Origin of the sequence: Winogradskyella ursingii (genome assembly GCF_013403975.1) — a bacterium.
In the GTDB taxonomy this organism is placed as follows: domain Bacteria; phylum Bacteroidota; class Bacteroidia; order Flavobacteriales; family Flavobacteriaceae; genus Winogradskyella; species Winogradskyella ursingii.
Genome location: NZ_JABFDH010000001.1, coordinates 409,465 through 427,092, shown reverse-complemented (window position 1 = coordinate 427,092; position 17,628 = coordinate 409,465). Strand labels below are relative to the sequence as shown.

The window sequence follows — 17,628 nt, the reverse complement described above, 5'->3', positions numbered from 1 at the left end:
TAAATATTATATATTAAAAATTATAAACCACTTCTAGTTTGTGTGCTTTTAATGCTTCTTTGGCCTTATCAATATTTTCGGTAAATCCTAAAATATAGCCTCCACCTCCTGAGCCACAAAGCTTTAAATAATAATCGTTGGTATCCAAGCCATTTTTCCAAAGTTCGTGAAATTGTTTTGGGATCATTGGCTTAAAATTATTTAGCACCACTTTGGATAATTGTTTAGTATTTTTGAATAACGACTTAATATCACCTTTCAAAAAGTCATCGACACAAGCATCTGTATGTTTTATAAACTGATCTTTAAGCATACTGCGAAAGCCCTCGTTCTTCATGTTTTCCATGAAAATACTTACCATTGGTGCAGTTTCTCCAACGCTCCCACTATCCAATAAAAATACAGCCCCTTTGCCATCCGTTTTTTGTGATGGAATTCCGGTAGCTTCAATATTGTCCTTGGATTTGATAAGAATTGGCAAGCTCAAATAACTGTTTAATGGGTCTAAGCCAGAAGATTTTCCATGGAAAAACGATTCCATTTCAGCAAAAATAAGCTTTAATTTCAGTAGCTTCTCTCGCGTTAAATTTTCTAAAACCGTGATTTTATCTATTGCATATTTATCGTAAATAGCAGCGACCAATGCTCCGCTACTTCCTACTCCATAACCTTGCGGAATGGAAGAATCGAAATACATGCCAGCATCTACATCATTCTGCAAAACATCAAAATCAAAAGACACCAAATCTTTGCTTAAACCCTTTAGATATAAAACAAAACGCTTTAGACTTTCGTTAGATTTTTTGGCTTCATCGGAAGGTTTTTTATCCACTTTCAATGCTCCGTTATAGAAATTATAAGGAATTGATAAACCTTTGGAATCTTTAATAATCCCATACTCACCAAAGAGTAAAATTTTTGAATAGAATAGAGGTCCTTTCATCTGTGTTTCAGCAGTTTCTTATAACAAATATACGAATTATTCTTGTATTTGGTTTGCACCCAAACCTATTTGGTCGCAAATATAGTGTCCGTTTTCGCAGTATTCAGCAAGTTCATTTTTAATAAAACCGAGTATCATTTCTTTTTCACTAGCCGGATATAAAACGTGAACATTGGCACCTGCGTCTAAAGTAAAACAGACATGAGAAGCAGTTTTTTTTCTGAAATTCCAAATTTTATTAATAATCTCTAACGTGTTAGGTTTCATTAAAATAAAATATGGCATGCTGGTCATCATCATCGCATGGAGCGTTAATGCTTCGCTCTCAACTATCTCTATGAATGAAATTAAATCGCCTGATATTAAAGCTTCCTTTAACTTTTCTAAATTGGTATGTGCTTGATCAAAACGCTCTTTTGCAAACGGATGATCAAACATTAGTTGATGCCCAACGGTACTGCTAACTTGCTTTTCGCCTTTATCTACTAATAAAATGGTATCCTGAAAATCTTTAAATTTTGAATTGATTTCACCTTCAAACTTAACTCCGTATAAATCTGAACTATTAGTGAAGCTAGTGTTTTCGCCCCACACTACAAGCTCACCTTCGATACTACGGCAAGCACTGCCTGATCCTAGTCTGGCTAAAAATGATGCTTTTTGGTTAAACTGCGACTTCTCGACAGAGTTTATGCTGAGCGCAGTCGAATTACTCGGTGCGATAGTATCTGTTAGCATTGTCTCAATACCCATTAGGCAAAGAGCTAGCGCACTCATACCAGAAGCAGAAGACGCTATACCTGAACTGTGAGGAAATGTATTTGAAGTTTCAATTTTAAAATGATAATCCTTTAGAAATGGTACATAAGCTTCAACGCGTTCAAAAAAAGTTTGGATTTTTGGCTTGAATGCTTCATTTTTTTCCCCTTCAAAAAAAACATCAAAACTAAAACCATCACTTTCTTTTTTATTAAAAGTGACTTCAGTTATGGTTTTACAATTGGATAATGTGAAACTGATCGAGGGGTTTTCAGGGATTTGATTTTTCTTTTTCCCCCAATATTTAACTAATGCTATGTTACTTGGCGAGGACCATTTTACGCTTCCGCTTTCTATTGAATTGTCATATGATTTTGGAATGAAATCTTGTTCTGTCATGCTTATTTATTATCAGTCAAAGATAATAGTTTTACCGTCGTTTTATAGTTTCGAGCCGTAGCTTTTACTTTCAATTTTTTTTCAAAATAATTGAGATTGAACTTTGACTTTCCATATCCGTTGGCACAATACAAATAAATACAATCTTTTATTATATGATATTCATCGTCTGGATAAGTCTTTTGGATTGTTTCTTTAACCAATTGCGTATCTGGAATAGCACTTAGAATTACAAAATAACTTTCTGCTTTCTTGGCTAATGCAAATGGACAATCATCAAAAATCCCTTGAAGCTTATTTTTTGATTTGACAATTACCGGAATTTCTAACGAAAATTTATTTTTAATAGCATCTCTTACTTAGTTCTAAATTTTTATGACTTTGCTCCTTAGCTCCAAAAATGACATTACCGCTTTGAATATAAGTCTTTACATTTTTTAACCCTGAACTGCTCAAAGCAGTCCTCAACTCTACCATTGGTATTTTGTTGTGACCACCGACGTTAATGCCTCTTAGTAGTGCTATATAAGTCTTATAATTTGACAAAAGATTCAATCTATGTAAGTGAAATCAATATTTAAAATACACTTTGTCGATAAAATGTGTGTATTGTCGATAATTATTTTATATTTACCGACCCTAATCTGTAATAAATATAATGAGATTCCCTAAATCGAGCATATTTTTATTAATCGTATACTTCATTTTTAATTGCAACTATTCATTTGGCCAAGGTGAATTGCTAGTGGTTAATAACACTACTAAAACCTGCTCGTTTGACTCTGAGCTCTTAGATAGATTAGTAGAAAGCGACAGTCTTTACAAGGCAACGACTCTTCTTAACGAGGCCATAGATTTTTCCAATAAGTATAATTTGAAGGCTGTTGAAGCAAAAGCATATTTTCGTTTGGGAGAGGTCTTGACAAAACTGTCTAATTACAAAAATGCTGAAACCAAGCATTTGAAAGCACTTGAATTATATAATCTACTTAATGATAATCAAGGGAAAAACAGGGTATTTTCTGGATTAACAGACAACTACTTAAAATCAAAAAACTATAAAAAATTCGACAGCCTCTATCCAAGGGCACAAAATTTAGCAAAGGCGTTAAATAGTGAACTATATTTTGTAAATCTAGAGAACAACATTAAAAAAAATTACTACAGACATTTAAATAATAACCTATTAAAACTTACAACCCACGCGATTGACACCCTAAAGCTAGTAGATTTCAACCAACTTAACCTATCAAAACCCTATGATGTAAAGCATTTAAAAAACAGATTATTACAATCTTATAGATACCATAAAGCAATAGCAGAAATAAAATTATCCAATTTTCGACCTAAAGGGTTTCATCTTTTATTCTCCATAAGTGAGGAAGAATTAAAGCTAGCAATAAAAGGAGATCACGAAAAAAACAGAAAGTTAGCCACCTTTAATTATTACAAGTTTCTTTATTACAACGAAGTATTAAAAAATGTAGATTCTGCAAACAAGTACCTTCTAGCATCAGATGTTTACAAGTATAATGCTCTTTTAGAATATGACAATAGAAGTTCTAGAAATGGTGAGCTCATTACTAAAATTGTTAATACAGAACAAAAACTCAATATTGCCAATATCATGAGAATTAAAGATGCCAAAGCATCTCAAATCTTAATGGTTACTACCATAATTATATCCATATTATTAATTGTGACATTAATTTTTCTATATGCCCATTTTAAAGCAAAAGAAAATATAGAATCAATAAACAAAGAACTTAAAGAATCAAATGAAAAACTATTAGCTATTGACAAAGATAGATTGGAATTCTTCTCAATTTTAAGCCACGAACTCAGAACACCTATTTATGGTATAACAGGACTTGCCACATTAATAGACCAAGAAAAAGATGAGCAGAAAAGACAATCTTATTTAGATTCTCTTATGTCCTCCAGCAACTATCTTTCTATTTTAATTGATAATATTTTACAAGCTAATAAATTAAAGTTTGAAGAAAAATCCCTTCGTTTAAAACCAGATAAAATCAATAGGATTGTCAATCATGTAATCAGTACCGTAAAAGTAGCAGCCAAAAATAAAGGACTACAATTGATAACAAATATCGAAGAGTCAGATGACAACGAATATATTTTAATAGACAAAATTGCCTTTAGCCAAATCTTAATTAATTTAGTATATAATGCCATTAGATACACCCGAGAAGGTCACGTTTCTATTAACATTTTTGAGAAATCAAGAACCTTAGAGGATGTCACACTTCGTTTCGAAGTCAACGATACAGGAATTGGTATAAAAAAAGAACACCGCTCTGTTGTTTTTAAAGCTTTTGAAAATAAAACGTTTTTACATAAAAATAGTAGTGGCTCTGGTCTAGGACTAAATATTGTAAAAACCTTACTTAAAAGCTACGGATCTGATATTGATTTTACATCAGTACCTAACAAAGGTTCTTCTTTCTTTTTTGAAATAACATTTGATTTGGCGATATCCCCAAATTTAAACCATCCTATTTCCATCGCTCCTACCAAAAAAGACATGCACATTCTCATTGTTGACGACAATAAAATTAACTTGTTAATCACCAAAAAGAATATTGAAAAAATTGCAGACTTTACTTGTGAAACGGTCTCTAACGGAAGACAAGCAATTTCCATTGTAAAAGAAAGAGTGTTTGATCTGGTTTTAATGGATATAAACATGCCAGACATGGATGGCTATGAGGTGACCAAACACATAAGAATGTTTAATCTTAATATTCCGATACTGGCATTAACCGCTTTAAATTCTGCCGAAATCTCACAAAAAGCAAGTGAAGCAGGCATTAATCAAATTATAACAAAGCCTTATATATTTGAAGACTTTAAGCACATCATTTTAACTTATGCAGAGCAACAGCGATTTTATCGCCAAATTGATTTAGCTGCAATATAAGCTCCTGTCCAAGCATTCTGAAAATTAAACCCACCAGTAACAGCATCCACATTGATTACTTCTCCAACACAATATAGATTAGGAACAATTTTGCTTTCAAAAGTCTTGAAATTAATGTTTTTTAAATCGACGCCACCAGCAGTTACAAACTCTTCTTTAAACGTACTTTTTCCCTTCACCTCAAACACTGCTTGAGTCAACTGTTCTGATATTGCTTCTAATTGATTTTTAGTGATGTCTGCCCAACGTTCAGTTTCATCTATATTTGAGGCTTGAATCAATTTTTTCCATAGTCGTTTTGGTATATTGAATTGTGCAGAATTATAAATGGTCTTTTTTGCAAATTCCAGTTTCAACGCTTTCAATAACTCTAAACATTCCTCTTGGGTTTGTCTGATGAAATTTATTTCAATTTTAAAATTATAATTGACTCTGGCCAATACCAACGCACCAAATGCTGAAAGCTTTAAAATTGCTGGTGCGCTCATGCCAACATGTGTAATTAGCAGTGGTCCTCGGGATTCTAAATTGGTTCCCAATACTTTTACCTCAACATTATTGGCAACGACTCCCGGAATACCCTTAATTCTTTCATCTTTAATATCAAAAGTGAAAAGCGACGGAACAGGTTCAATTATTTTATGTCCTAAATCCTTCAACAATTTCCAAACTTTAGGATTACTACCTGTTGCCATCACGACTTTTCTGCATCGAAGATTACCTTGCGACGTTGCAAGCTCAAAACCTGCATCCAAAACTTCAATTGACTTTAAAGAGTGATTGTAGAGGATTTCAACCTTATGTTTTTTAGCTTCATTCAAGAAACAGTCTATAATGGTTTGGGATGAATTGGAAATTGGGAACATTCTGCCGTCTTCTTCTATCTTTAATTCTACTCCACGTTCTTCAAACCATGAGATAGTATCACCAGTCATAAAACTATGGAATGGACCTAACAATTCCTTTTCCCCTCTTGGATAGTTAAGCACCAATTCCGACGGAATAAACTCTGCATGGGTCACATTGCAGCGTCCGCCGCCAGAGATTTTAACCTTTTGCAATCCCTCTTTGCCACGTTCTAATATGGCAACAGAAAGTTCCGGATGTTGCTCTGCGATATTGATGGCTGCAAAGAATCCTGCTGCTCCACCACCAATAATTATAATATCTTTGTATGCGTCCGATTTCATAATTTAATGCTTCAAAATTACGATGATATACTTCAAAAGACTAATATTCCTTTTTATAATTATCTCGGCTTGCCAGCCATTGGGCAACTTAAATATTTTGGGCTCTATAAACAATGCATTGGACGAAGTTTCTGCTGCCGAAATGAGTACTGATTCTGACCTGATTTGGGCCATTGAAGATTCTGGAAACAACAATACACTTTATGCACTCAAAAAAAATGGTAAAATAGAAAAAAGCATCACCGTTTTAAATGCCGAAAATGACGATTGGGAGGATCTCACTATGGATAAGGAAGGTAATATCTACATTGGGGATTTTGGCAATAACAGCAAAAAGCGAAAAACTTTTAATATCTATAAAGTAAAGCATGAAGACTTAAACAAAAGCAACGCCACAGCGGAAGTAATTAAGGTGAAATTGCCCGAGAAATTCCGGGATAATTTTGAGGCTTTTTTTATTTATGACGATTCGTTTTATCTCTTTAGTAAAGAGTCTAAAAAGTTTGTAGTACTTAAGGTTAAAAATGAAATTGGAATTCAGGAATCCTTGGTACGTTCTGAATATGAGCTTAACGGCAACGGAAATAAAATCACTTCGGCAGACATCAGTGACGACGGACAGATAATAGTATTATTAAATCACGATAAACTTTGGAAGTTGACCAACTTTAATGGTGATGATTTTTTCTCAGGCACTATCAATGCCATGCCCTTTGGTAATAATACTCAGAAAGAAGGGGTTTGTTTTCAATCTAACGACGTCGTATTAATCACAGATGAACGTAATGGTGGAGAAGGTGGGAATATTTACAGTTTTTCACTTCGATAAATCATTGAATTTGTATTCCGATGGATTTAATTTTTCAAGCTTTTCTATATAATCATTTATTACTTTGATATCGGCTTCATTTTCATGATTTTTTAAGGCGTCTTTCTTTAAATTATTAATTTCTTCAATTATAGATGCATTGTAACTTTCTTCGAGTACATCATCTTTTTGAAGTAAGTACTGGAGCATCATAAAGAGTTTTTGCACAATTATAATATCGTGTTTGCAATATGTGCGTAGAGCAGCCATGACGTTATACAACAGTTGCTCAAAACTGACAGTTTTTATGTAGATGAGTGCATCTTCGTTTTTATTAAAATAATAGCTTTTATTCTTTTTGGTCATTCGCAATGCAAACAACTCTGTTAATAAATCTATTGCATTTATACAAGTTCCAGGGTCATTGATACCAGGTGACATCGCCTTAAGCGCAATTTCTGTTATCTGTTTAAAAGCCAGGACATAGTTGTCTTGTATTAACTCGTTATTGGAAAACGTGATAGTCTCTACTAGCCTATCCCTTAGCTCATCATCAATTGTTCCTTTATATTTTAAGATCGGAATTCCCTCCATAATATAAGCACCTTTTATAGGTACAATCTCAATTCTTAGATCGTTTTCTTCTGCCAATTTCGATAAGGCATTTAAACTAATATCTTGCATATATCCCGTACCCTTTGACATAATGCTTTCCCATTCTGAAGAATCTTCGAAATCTGTGTCTATATGTTTTTCATTTTCAATTAATTTTTTTAAACGCTTTTTTGCATCCTCAAAAATTTTGGACATGATATTATTTACCTGTATTTCTTGAGAAATAGAATGGATGAAGTATATAAAAGCAGCCAAACTAACAGTCATAAAAATAATACCCAATAACACAGAAAAACCTGGCATTTGATATTTGTCTCCATTAGGAGTTATAGATACCAATGTAAAAATACAATACAGTAAAGTTGAATTGTAAATACCCAAAATAATCTGATGTCTTCGGTTAGAAATTAACCCAGGCAACAATCTTGGGGAAAAATTACTTGAAGCTTGGTTCAATAAGATCATCACCAATGAAAAGCTAAACACCATGATAGAAATGAGTCCTGCAATAAAAGTTGTGAGCAGACTCCTAGCCGTTTCAGTATTGTTAACTACTAAAATTGGAGCGTGTTCTATAAGGTATTTGGAGACACCTTTACTTTCTAAATAAATCATAAAAAAAGCAAAGGATGTACCAAATAGACTGATTATCGTTGGGTAGAAAGCGATATTACTCTCTAACTTATCTAAATAATTTAAAACTCTGTAGAAATAACTTTTCACATTTTATATTTAAAAATTAAGACCAAAACCAAAGGAGAATCTAAGACCTTCATCACTGTTAAACAAATTGAATGTTCCTGAAAGACTCTCTGCTGCGGTAACCCATAAACCACCACCATAATCGTTATGCCATTTATCTGAAAAATCACCTCTCAACCATACTCTACCAATATCGAAACCACCAAATACTCCAATTTGCAAGGGTAAAGTTCTGGTTTTAAAAGAATCGAAACTGTACCTTAAATCTGTACTACCAACTAAGGAATTTCTTCCTGTAAAACGTTCATGCCTAAAACCTCTTAAACCGTTTCTACCACCAATATTTGCTGCTTGGTAGAACACAAAATCGTTACCTATCCTAAACTGAGTTCTTAAGTCTGTTTTTAGCACTAATTTTCTGTTACGCGAAATAGAATTATAAAATCCAAGGTTTGAGTTAATATAACCATAAGTTCTTTTCGCTTCTTTTAACTCTGACTTTGCACCGATATTAAGCAAAAAGGTCATCCCTCTCGTTGGATTGATTTTTTTGTCGAAACTTTCGTAATTATATTCGGCCTCAATAGCTCCAAAATAACGACGGTCAAAAAAACCTTCTTCCATGGCACCACCAAATTCCTCAGTAATAAATCTATCTTCCGTCGGATCTAACTTAACTCCCTCAAGTACCGCTCTGAAACCATAATCACTACCAAAACTACCTTTCTTTACAACACCGGCTTTGGCCATATATATACTGGTTTTTACACGATTGTAGTCAAAATCTAATTCATCATCGGAATTTTCGGTTTCATTTCCAAAGCCAAAGAAATTGTTTGTATAATTTTCTGAAGTAAGCCGTCCTCCTACATGCAAATTCCAATCGTTTTTAATATTTGCAAATTCACCGTTATAATCAATAGAAAAACCATTGGTCGCAAAATAATAGCCACCTCTAAAACGATGTTCTTGTGAAAATGGGTTTCTCTGAAAGCCATTTATTGTTTTAGAAAATGACAGCCCTATTGTTACACCATCATCCGGATTAAAACCTAACGCAGGTGTTATATTACCACTTGTACGAATGTCTTTTTGATAATCAAATAGATTGAGCTTATAAACATCCGTAAACCTCAACGTTCCACCTTTCTGTAGTTCTACTGTATTTGGTTTGCTTTCGTGATCATAAACCTTAACACGCCTTCCGTTTTTTAATATGTAAGTGTCGTTTTCCTGGCCACCTATTAATCTTGTAAAAATGAGGTTCTTTGCTTTACCGCTAACTTCAAAAATATCCTTGTCATCCAAACCATATACCCAAATCTCTTTAGTTATGTCTTTATTAAAAGTTTTTTCTATGACTATTTCACCCTTTTCTCCATCCTTAATTCGTGATATTTTAACTAGCGTTTCATTGTTCCCGATTCTATTTATTTCTATGTAATCGTCTTTATCTGTTCCAGTTACTATTGCCAATTCATTGAGATAATTATAATAACGTTCTGCAATATCAACAAGGTTACCGCGTCTACCCTTCAGCAACTTCTTAATTTCATCTAAATTCTTGTCCTGTGCAGCGTCTGGCACTTTCGCAAAGGCTACATCTATGACTTTATCAGTTATGTTTTCTTGCAAAAATTTAGCATGTTTTATCCATGTTTCTTTTTTGGCTTGTTGCACCAATACTCGATCTAGTTTTACACCAGCTGCATTCATCCATTCTACATCCTCAAGTTCCTCATCGTAAACCTGAAGTTGGTTCGTAGAACCAGAAATAATTCGCATTACATCCAATAAAGCACCATCAAAATTAGAGAATACTTGATCGCGATCTCGAGGAATAGGTCGGTAAAGTTTATCGCCATTTTCTTGATCAAACTGAGCCCAGCGCCATTGGTCTTGATGCCTGTCCCAATCTCCTATAAGCATATCAAACAGACGGGCTCTAACATAAGCGTTCTGATCTATTTTATATTTTTCATCCTCTCTTATTTTTTCAATGATATCATGGGTGCTTTCGATATCATCTGCGTATCCAAAATTACGCTCATTGGTGTAATTTTCTTCTGGCCGTTCCTCAATCATATACAACTCTCCACCATAATCCTGGTTATATTTTCCTAGATGCTTATGTTTAGGAATAAAGAAAATTCTTGGATTGGTGTGATATATTTTTGCCGCATCGGACAAATCTGGTACTACCATAAATGCATATGGGTGAGCCGCAGTATAAAAATCCAATATGAGACTTTCCACAGCAGTGCGCTCAAATTCATCTTGTATATATGTATCTTTAAAAAGTACTGCTTGTAAATATTGTGTAGCACTTTTTTTCAGAGCGCGCATATTGAGTTCGCGGCCATCTTTGGTTTTTAATCTCAAAGATTTGGTTTGGTGCCCACCTCCTGCCCTTACAATCTCCAACCCACCATAAAGAGTATCTAAAGTAGCCACTTTAGCAGTAATTTTTGTATTGTAAGTTTCTCTATACCGATCACCCCAAACCGATTTAAAGAAGTCTGATTTATCGGTTTCTTCTTCTGTATATACAGACGCTTCGATTTCTTGCGGAAAAGTATCTGGTAAATTTGATACATCGTAACTTTCCGTTGGTGGAAAGACTTCCTTCACATATATTTTTTTTGCAATAGCATTAACAGCACTATAAAAGGTCACCCAACTGCTACCGTCTTTGAACACAGTAAGCTCAGCAAAACCTTGTTTACCATAAGAAAACAAACCAGTATTACTTAAATCTGCATAAGATTCCTTTGCGCCAGAACCTGAGACAATTTGTTTTATTTTATCCTTTTCTAAATACTGAAGCGTATGTTCATGACCTGATACAAAAATGACATTTTCTGCGTCGAGAGTCATTGTTTCCAATCGGTTCATTAAATTATTGTAGCTCTCGTTAAAACGGTCTTGGATAGATACACCACCTTGAGTTCTAATTTGTGAGGCCAATGATGCTAAAATTGGGATTGGAATTTTTTTCTGTGTCGGAAATAAATGCTTGTTCAGAGCATATTGTCCACCATGAACACCATTGGTGTACATGGGATGGTGCATTGCTATGATAATCGTTTTATTTTGAGCATCTTTTAGCTCACCTTCAATTTCTTCAAAAAAACGTTCCCTTGTTTTTATCTCGCATTCATCGTTAATGGTTGGATGGTTATTCCAATTCTCTAAGTACCACTGAGAATCGAGAACAATTAACTTTATATTTTCTCCTATATCAAAATCCTCAATTGGACAACCATTTTCGGGTTTAAATATATCTTTACCTAAAGCATCTTCAATATATTTTTCCTCTCTCTTAAGTCCGTTCAGTCCATCGGAATACCAATCATGATTACCAGGAATAAAAAGTACTTCGCCATTAAAACCATCAACAGATTTTATTTGTCCGTTCAGAGCATTTTCCGCACTAGCTCTGCCTTTTTGCCCTTTTCTTGGTAATCCGTCTGGATATATATTATCCCCAAGAAAAATTACAAAATCATCTTTTGTATTCTTATCTATAGTATGATTTTTAAATGCTTCCAAGGCTCTAGACATACCACCTTTTGGTGATTTACCAGCATCACCAATGAGATAAAATGTCTTTTCTATTGGTTTATTTGGGAGCACATTATTTTTATCATCTTCGTCCTTATATCGTGCTTTAGAAGTAGCGCAGGCGTTAACAATTAAAATAACAATTAGAAAAACAAGTGGTTTATAAAATTTATTCATTTAGTAGTTAAGGTTTGTATATTTTACCATTTACCATTATTTTATTTTGGATTAGTCTTTAGTCCAAAGGCTATCTGTAAAATAATGCTTACAATCTAGAAAATTGGTATTTAAGTTGAATTTAGACGATTTTGCTAAGTTACTGATTTCGTCCAAACTATATTTTTTCGATAACTCTGTCCAAATCAATTCATTGTAATCAAAATTTATTGTTTTATTTAAGGATTTTATATTTACTGATTGTTTTTTTAGGCTTACGATATAACTCTTTACATTTCCCGTTTGAGGATCGTAATGGCAATAAAAGTCAAAATCATCTATTTTAAAATCGGCATCCAATTCTCGATTGATCCTTAACAATAAATTTAAGTTGAAACGTTTAGTTATACCATGGATATCGTAGTAGGCATTTTGAATTATAATAGGATTTTTCTTCAAGTCGAAGCCTATTAAAAGTTTATCATTGGACTTCATATTTTCATGGAACAGCCCAAGAAGCTCTTCAACATCTTCTTCTAAATAATTACCTATATTACCTCCTAAAAATAGAAGTAAGCTTGGATAAGCACTATTTCTATTAGTTTTTAAGACTTCAAAATAATCACCTACTTGTGGGTCAATTTTTAAATCTGGAAGCCGTTCTTTCAAACGATTCACTAATATGTGCATTGCCTCCTGTGAGATGTCAATTGGGACATAATAGAAATCCACATCATTGCTCACCAAAAACTCCAGAAGTTTAAAGGTTTTAAAACCGTCACCAGCACCTAGCTCAATAATGTTGAAAGGTCCAGAAAAATTAAGTGCCTCAACAATTTGTTTGGATTGCATGGACAGAATTTCAAATTCAGCATCCGTGAGATAATACTCAGGCATCTTCATTATTTCCTGAAAAATGCGACTTCCATTGTCATCGTAAAAATACTTGGAAGAAAGGTATTTATTATTGGCCGTGAGACCGTCTAGCACATCTTGTGCAAAAGTATTGTTCATATTATTTTGCTAATCTAATGCCTGAAAACAACCAACGCATCTCAGGATGAAAAAAGTTTCTGTAAGTTGGTCTGCAATGACCGTCTGCTGTGGCAATAGATCCACCTCTCAACACCATTTGGTTAACCATGAATTTACCATTGTATTCACCTAACGCACCTTCTACCTTTTTGTAATTTGGGTATTGTAAATAAGCACTATTAGTCCATTCCCATAATTGTCCATAGTTTAAATTAGACGATGCGACTTCCCACTCAAACTCAGTTGGCAATCTCATATCTTTCCATTGCGCATAGGCAAAAGCTTCGTAGAAGCTAATATGGTTTACAGGTAAGAGTTTATTCACTTCTACAAAACCATTGAGCGTATATTGCATCCATTTACCTCGATTTTTATGCCAGTATTGTGGCGCCTCAAGATTATGTTCCTGCACAAAATCCCAACCTTCTGCGTGCCAAAAATTGAAGTCTTGATAACCGCCTGCGTCAATAAATTTCTGAAACTCACCATTAGTGACCAATCGGTTAGAGATCTGAAAATCTTGAAGGTAAACTTTGTGGCGACCCAATTCATTATCAAAACAAAAATCTTCATTTTTATGGCCTATTTCATAAATACCCTCAGAGATATCTATAAATTCATGTTCGGATACCCCCTCATCTAAGCCTATTTGATAATCCAACGTTGGAAACGACGGTTGATTACCAAAAATATATTTAATGTCATAAATTAAAAGTTCTTGATGCTGTTGCTCATGTTGAAGTCCAATTTGAACAATCTCGATAGCTTCATTTGTAATTTCGTTTGAAAGAAATTCGCCCAAAGCCTCATTGACATAATTCCTGTATTCAAATACGTCACCTAGAGTTGGTCTTGTCATCAATCCTCGATTACTCCTAATCACTCGGTCACCTGCGTTGTTGTAATAACTGTTAAAATAATAGGCATAATCCTCATGAAAAACTTCGTAATCCTTATTAAATTTGGTTAAAACAAATTGCTCAAAAAACCATGTTGTATGCGCCAAATGCCATTTTGGTGGTGAGACAAATTCAACTGGCTGTATAGATGTATCCTCTGGTTTTAAAGAACTGCAAATGGTCTCCGTTTTATGGCGGACTTCCAAGAACTGTTCTTTTGTTACTGATGGTTTTATTATAGTTTGCACTGTTTAAATTTATATGATTTGTGTATCGAAAACAACTTCACTGGCAATAGTTTTATGTACTGGACATCGAGAAGCAATCTCTTTTAGACGTTCCTTTTGCTCGGTAGTTAAATCACCAACAAACTTTAATTTCTTATTTATGTGGTCTAAATATTTAGATTTCCCTGTTTTTACTTTTAAGTCTTCGCTATGTTTTCTAGAATGTGAAATATAGACAAAGACTTCTTCTAAATCCCATTTTTTACGCTCTGCATATAGTTTAAGTGTCATTACAGTGCAAGCTGCCAAAGCTGCATTGAGATATTCGTATGGCGACGGCCCAAAATCCTCTCCTCCAACACTTTTAGGTTCATCTGCGATAAAAGTGTGGTTTTTAGTTTGAATTGTAGTTGTGAAATTGTCCTCCTTAATATTGAGATGTCCTACTAATTGTTCTCCCTCTGTATCGAGCATAACGTTCTCTTCTTTCGGGAAATAGCGCTTTGCCCAAGTGCCAATGACTTCACCTACATATTTACTGTCTTTTTCATCAGTTAATAAATGGTCGGCATCATCTAATGTGACAAAACTTTTAGGATGGTGCGCTTGCAGATATAATTCCTTCGCATTTTCTATTCCCACAATTTTATCAAAAGGGGAATGCATAATGAGTAATGGCTTTCTTAGTTCTTTGACTATTTTTGGCAAGTCCGTATTGTCAAATTCTTTTACAAAATCATTATTAATTACAAAAGGCCTGCCACCAATATTTACCTCAACTTCCTGATCGTCAATCTCATTAATTTGATGAGAAAACAAGTGCTTAACATGGTCCACGGTCGATGGCGCACCAACTGTTGCAACTGCTTTTACCTCTTTCAATTTTGATGCCGCAACCAAAACCGCTGCGCCTCCCAATGAATGACCGACCAATAGGGTCGGTGAGTAATAATGTTCTGATATATAAGCGTGAACATCTAATAAATCCTCAACATTTGCTGAAAAATGACTGTCTGAAAATTCGCCTTCACTTCGTCCCAAACCTGTAAAATCAAAACGCACAACTGCAAAACCGTCGTTGGTTAAGGCTCTGCTAACATGCTTTACAGCATTAAGATTGCTGCTGCATGTAAAGCAATGTGCAAAAATAGCGTAGTAATTAGGCTTTTGGTTGGCTGGCAATTCCAAATAGGCATTTAATACTAAACCTTTTCTGTTTTCGATTTTAAGTTTTTGAGACTTCATTATAACTTGTTAAATTTTAAGTCCACTAATTAACAACTACCAGATTAATAATACCTAATAGATATAAGAGCAACTAACATAAATTGATTATTTATTCTACAACCTCAACGCCTTTCCAAAACGCAATTCTGTTTTCAATTTCCATGGCCTCTTCTGACGGATTGAGATAGTACCAAGCAGCATCAATATTTTCTTTATCACCAACTTTAATGGTGTAGTAAGATGCGGTACCTTTCCACTGGCAAACGGAAGAAGAATCGCTCGGTTTAAAAAATTCGTCGTTAATACTCCCTATAGGAAAGTAATGATTTCCTTCTACTACGACGGTATCATCACTTTCTGCTATAACTACATTATTCCAAATTGCTTTCATTTTTATTTGTTTTTATGACCTTTTGGCTTCGATAATTTCAGCCACCAAAAAGGTCTTTATTATTAATTTATTTACGAACTGCAGGACAACATTGAACAGCCCACTTTGTGTCTTGCCCATTCTGGTCTTTTGGCAAACCATTTTTCGTTTTCGGGTTGTTCATCGTATGGCCTTTTCAAAAGATTAAATAATTCGTCTATTAATTCATAATCACCCATATCTGCTTTATCTATGGCGAGTTGAGCCATATAATTTCTCAGTACATATTTAGGATTCACTGCATTCATTGAGGCTTTACGAGTATCGTCTTTATCATTTTCTTCCTGTAATTTTAAGTCGTAAGCCTTAAACCAAACTTTCCATCTTTCCTCTATTTCTGAATTAATCTCATTTGGGTTGTAAAATGCTTTTGCTACAGTCTCCAGACTTTTGTCGGGTTGTCCCTTTTTCAAATTAGATAATAATCTGAAAAAGATAGTCATGTCAGTTTCGGTAGCTACCAAATTTTCTTCTAAATCGGCAAAAAGTTTCCCATTTTCTTCTGACACAATTTTTAGTCCCAATTTAGAATGCATCATTTCTAGTGATTGCTTTTCAAAATTACTTCCGTAGGCATTCAATAATTTTTCAAATGGTTCGGCATCTTCAACCAATGGAAAGAGTGCGTTGGCTAATTGCAACAGATTCCAAAGTCCTATATTGGGTTGATTTCCGAATCTGTAACGTTTATTCTGTTTATCGGTGGTATTTGGAGTCCACCCAAAATCAAACCCTTCAAGCCATCCGTATGGTCCATAATCTATGGTCAATCCTAAAATAGACATATTATCTGTATTCATAACCCCATGCACAAATCCTACACGCTGCCAATGCACAACCATTTCAAGTGTTCTGTCGGCAACTTCTTTAAAAAATTTGATGTATGTTTCCTTTGTAGCTCCATCTAAATGAGGATAAAAATGTTTTATCGTGTAATCGGTTAATTTTTTTAAATTTTTTGTATCGTTTCTGGCCGCGAACAACTCAAAATTACCAAATCTAATAAAGCTCGGTGCAACTCTACAAACGATGGCCCCTTTTTCATAAGCAGGATTTCCATCGTACAAAATATCTCTTAACACATCGTCTCCAGATAGCATTAAACTTAAGGCACGTGTTGTCGGCACACCTAAATGGTGCATGGCCTCGCTGCATAAATATTCTCTAATAGAAGATCTTAGAACTGCCAGACCATCGCCTTGTCGCGAATATGGCGTTTCTCCAGAACCTTTGAGTTGCAGGGACCAACGCTTTTTGTTGTGTTTTACTTCAAATAAGTTAATAGCACGACCATCACCCAATTGTCCTGCCCAATTACCGAACTGATGACCTGCATAAGCCATAGCGTAGGGTCTGGTTTGAGGGTAAATCTTTGAGCCTGAAAAAATCTCTAGGAACTCTTTTGACTTAGCTTCTTCTTCAGTCAGACCAATAGCCTCTACCATCTCATTACTAAAATGAATAAGTTTTGGGTGAGTTGGCACGACTGGCTCCACGTAAGAATGCGTGGCCTGCGCAACCTGTCGCCTTTCATTGCTAAGCTCAGGATCAGAAGGTAGTTCTTTGTTAAAAGTATCGTTTATATTGAGTTTCATTTCAAGTGTTTAGATTCACTTTTTTAACGAAAATGTTCATTTAATCTACTGTTACAAGCAAGTTAATTCACAATTTATGTAATAATTATAAAAATACGATTTCATTGTAACTCATATGCTAAAGGAAATGTTAAGTCT

Annotated in this window: 14 protein-coding genes; 2 read left to right on the top strand and 12 right to left on the bottom strand. The window is 34.4% G+C overall.

The window, feature by feature from the left end; all coding sequences use genetic code 11:
• Nucleotides 1-13: 13 nt before the first annotated feature.
• The 4 genes from HM983_RS01950 to HM983_RS16015 are packed head-to-tail and all read right to left on the bottom strand — an operon-like array spanning nt 14 to nt 2,578.
• Nucleotides 14-943, bottom strand: a complete 930-nt coding sequence (locus HM983_RS01950) for a mevalonate kinase family protein (RefSeq protein WP_179343592.1) — start codon at nt 941-943, stop codon at nt 14-16.
• 36 nt (nt 944-979) lie between these two features.
• The gene (locus HM983_RS01945) at nt 980-2,101 is read right to left on the bottom strand and encodes a diphosphomevalonate/mevalonate 3,5-bisphosphate decarboxylase family protein (protein WP_179343590.1); all 1,122 of its coding nucleotides are present in this window, start codon (nt 2,099-2,101) and stop codon (nt 980-982) included.
• A gap of 2 nt (nt 2,102-2,103) precedes the next feature.
• Complete coding sequence (locus tag HM983_RS16020; protein WP_394366247.1) at nt 2,104-2,415, bottom strand: hypothetical protein; 312 nt, start codon at nt 2,413-2,415, stop codon at nt 2,104-2,106.
• Between the two features lie 28 nt (nt 2,416-2,443).
• Nucleotides 2,444-2,578, bottom strand: a complete 135-nt coding sequence (locus HM983_RS16015) for a DUF1697 domain-containing protein (protein WP_394366246.1) — start codon at nt 2,576-2,578, stop codon at nt 2,444-2,446.
• 181 nt (nt 2,579-2,759) lie between these two features.
• Here HM983_RS16015 and HM983_RS01930 point away from each other — a divergent pair, with 181 nt between their 5' ends.
• Complete coding sequence (locus HM983_RS01930; protein ID WP_179343586.1) at nt 2,760-5,042, top strand: response regulator; 2,283 nt, start codon at nt 2,760-2,762, stop codon at nt 5,040-5,042.
• Here the strand turns inward: HM983_RS01930 and HM983_RS01925 are convergent.
• Nucleotides 5,012-6,232 carry a BaiN/RdsA family NAD(P)/FAD-dependent oxidoreductase gene (locus HM983_RS01925; protein ID WP_179343584.1) on the bottom strand — a complete coding sequence of 407 codons (1,221 nt, stop codon included), beginning with the start codon at nt 6,230-6,232 and terminating at the stop codon, nt 5,012-5,014. The two genes, HM983_RS01930 and HM983_RS01925, sit on opposite strands and share 31 nt — an antisense overlap.
• A 22-nt stretch (nt 6,233-6,254) precedes the next feature.
• Between HM983_RS01925 and HM983_RS01920 the strand changes: the two genes are divergently transcribed.
• On the top strand, nt 6,255-7,061 hold the full coding sequence (locus HM983_RS01920) for an SdiA-regulated/phytase-like domain-containing protein (RefSeq protein WP_179343582.1): 807 nt from the start codon (nt 6,255-6,257) through the stop codon (nt 7,059-7,061).
• Here the strand turns inward: HM983_RS01920 and HM983_RS01915 are convergent.
• The 7 genes from HM983_RS01915 to HM983_RS01885 all read right to left on the bottom strand — a co-directional run bounded on the left by HM983_RS01915 (nt 7,050) and on the right by HM983_RS01885 (nt 17,490).
• Nucleotides 7,050-8,378, bottom strand: a complete 1,329-nt coding sequence (locus HM983_RS01915; protein WP_179343580.1) for a DUF2254 domain-containing protein — start codon at nt 8,376-8,378, stop codon at nt 7,050-7,052. The two genes, HM983_RS01920 and HM983_RS01915, sit on opposite strands and share 12 nt — an antisense overlap.
• A gap of 9 nt (nt 8,379-8,387) precedes the next feature.
• Entirely contained in the window at nt 8,388-12,098 is a 3,711-nt protein-coding gene (locus tag HM983_RS01910; protein ID WP_179343578.1) for a metallophosphoesterase, read from the bottom strand.
• 51 nt (nt 12,099-12,149) lie between these two features.
• Nucleotides 12,150-13,091: an L-histidine N(alpha)-methyltransferase gene (locus tag HM983_RS01905; RefSeq protein ID WP_179343576.1), complete on the bottom strand. Its 942-nt coding sequence runs from the start codon at nt 13,089-13,091 to the stop codon at nt 12,150-12,152.
• 1 nt (nt 13,092) lies between these two features.
• Nucleotides 13,093-14,259, bottom strand: coding sequence for an ergothioneine biosynthesis protein EgtB (gene egtB / locus HM983_RS01900; RefSeq protein ID WP_317166933.1), 1,167 nt, complete (start codon nt 14,257-14,259; stop codon nt 13,093-13,095).
• Between the two features lie 9 nt (nt 14,260-14,268).
• Nucleotides 14,269-15,483 (bottom strand): bifunctional alpha/beta hydrolase/OsmC family protein, encoded by a 1,215-nt coding sequence (locus tag HM983_RS01895; protein WP_179343574.1) that lies wholly within the window; start codon nt 15,481-15,483, stop codon nt 14,269-14,271.
• A 91-nt stretch (nt 15,484-15,574) separates the two neighbouring features.
• Nucleotides 15,575-15,856, bottom strand: a complete 282-nt coding sequence (locus HM983_RS01890) for a DUF427 domain-containing protein (protein WP_179343572.1) — start codon at nt 15,854-15,856, stop codon at nt 15,575-15,577.
• Between the two features lie 71 nt (nt 15,857-15,927).
• Entirely contained in the window at nt 15,928-17,490 is a 1,563-nt protein-coding gene (locus tag HM983_RS01885) for a protein adenylyltransferase SelO (RefSeq protein WP_179343570.1), read from the bottom strand.
• Nucleotides 17,491-17,628: the final 138 nt, after the last annotated feature.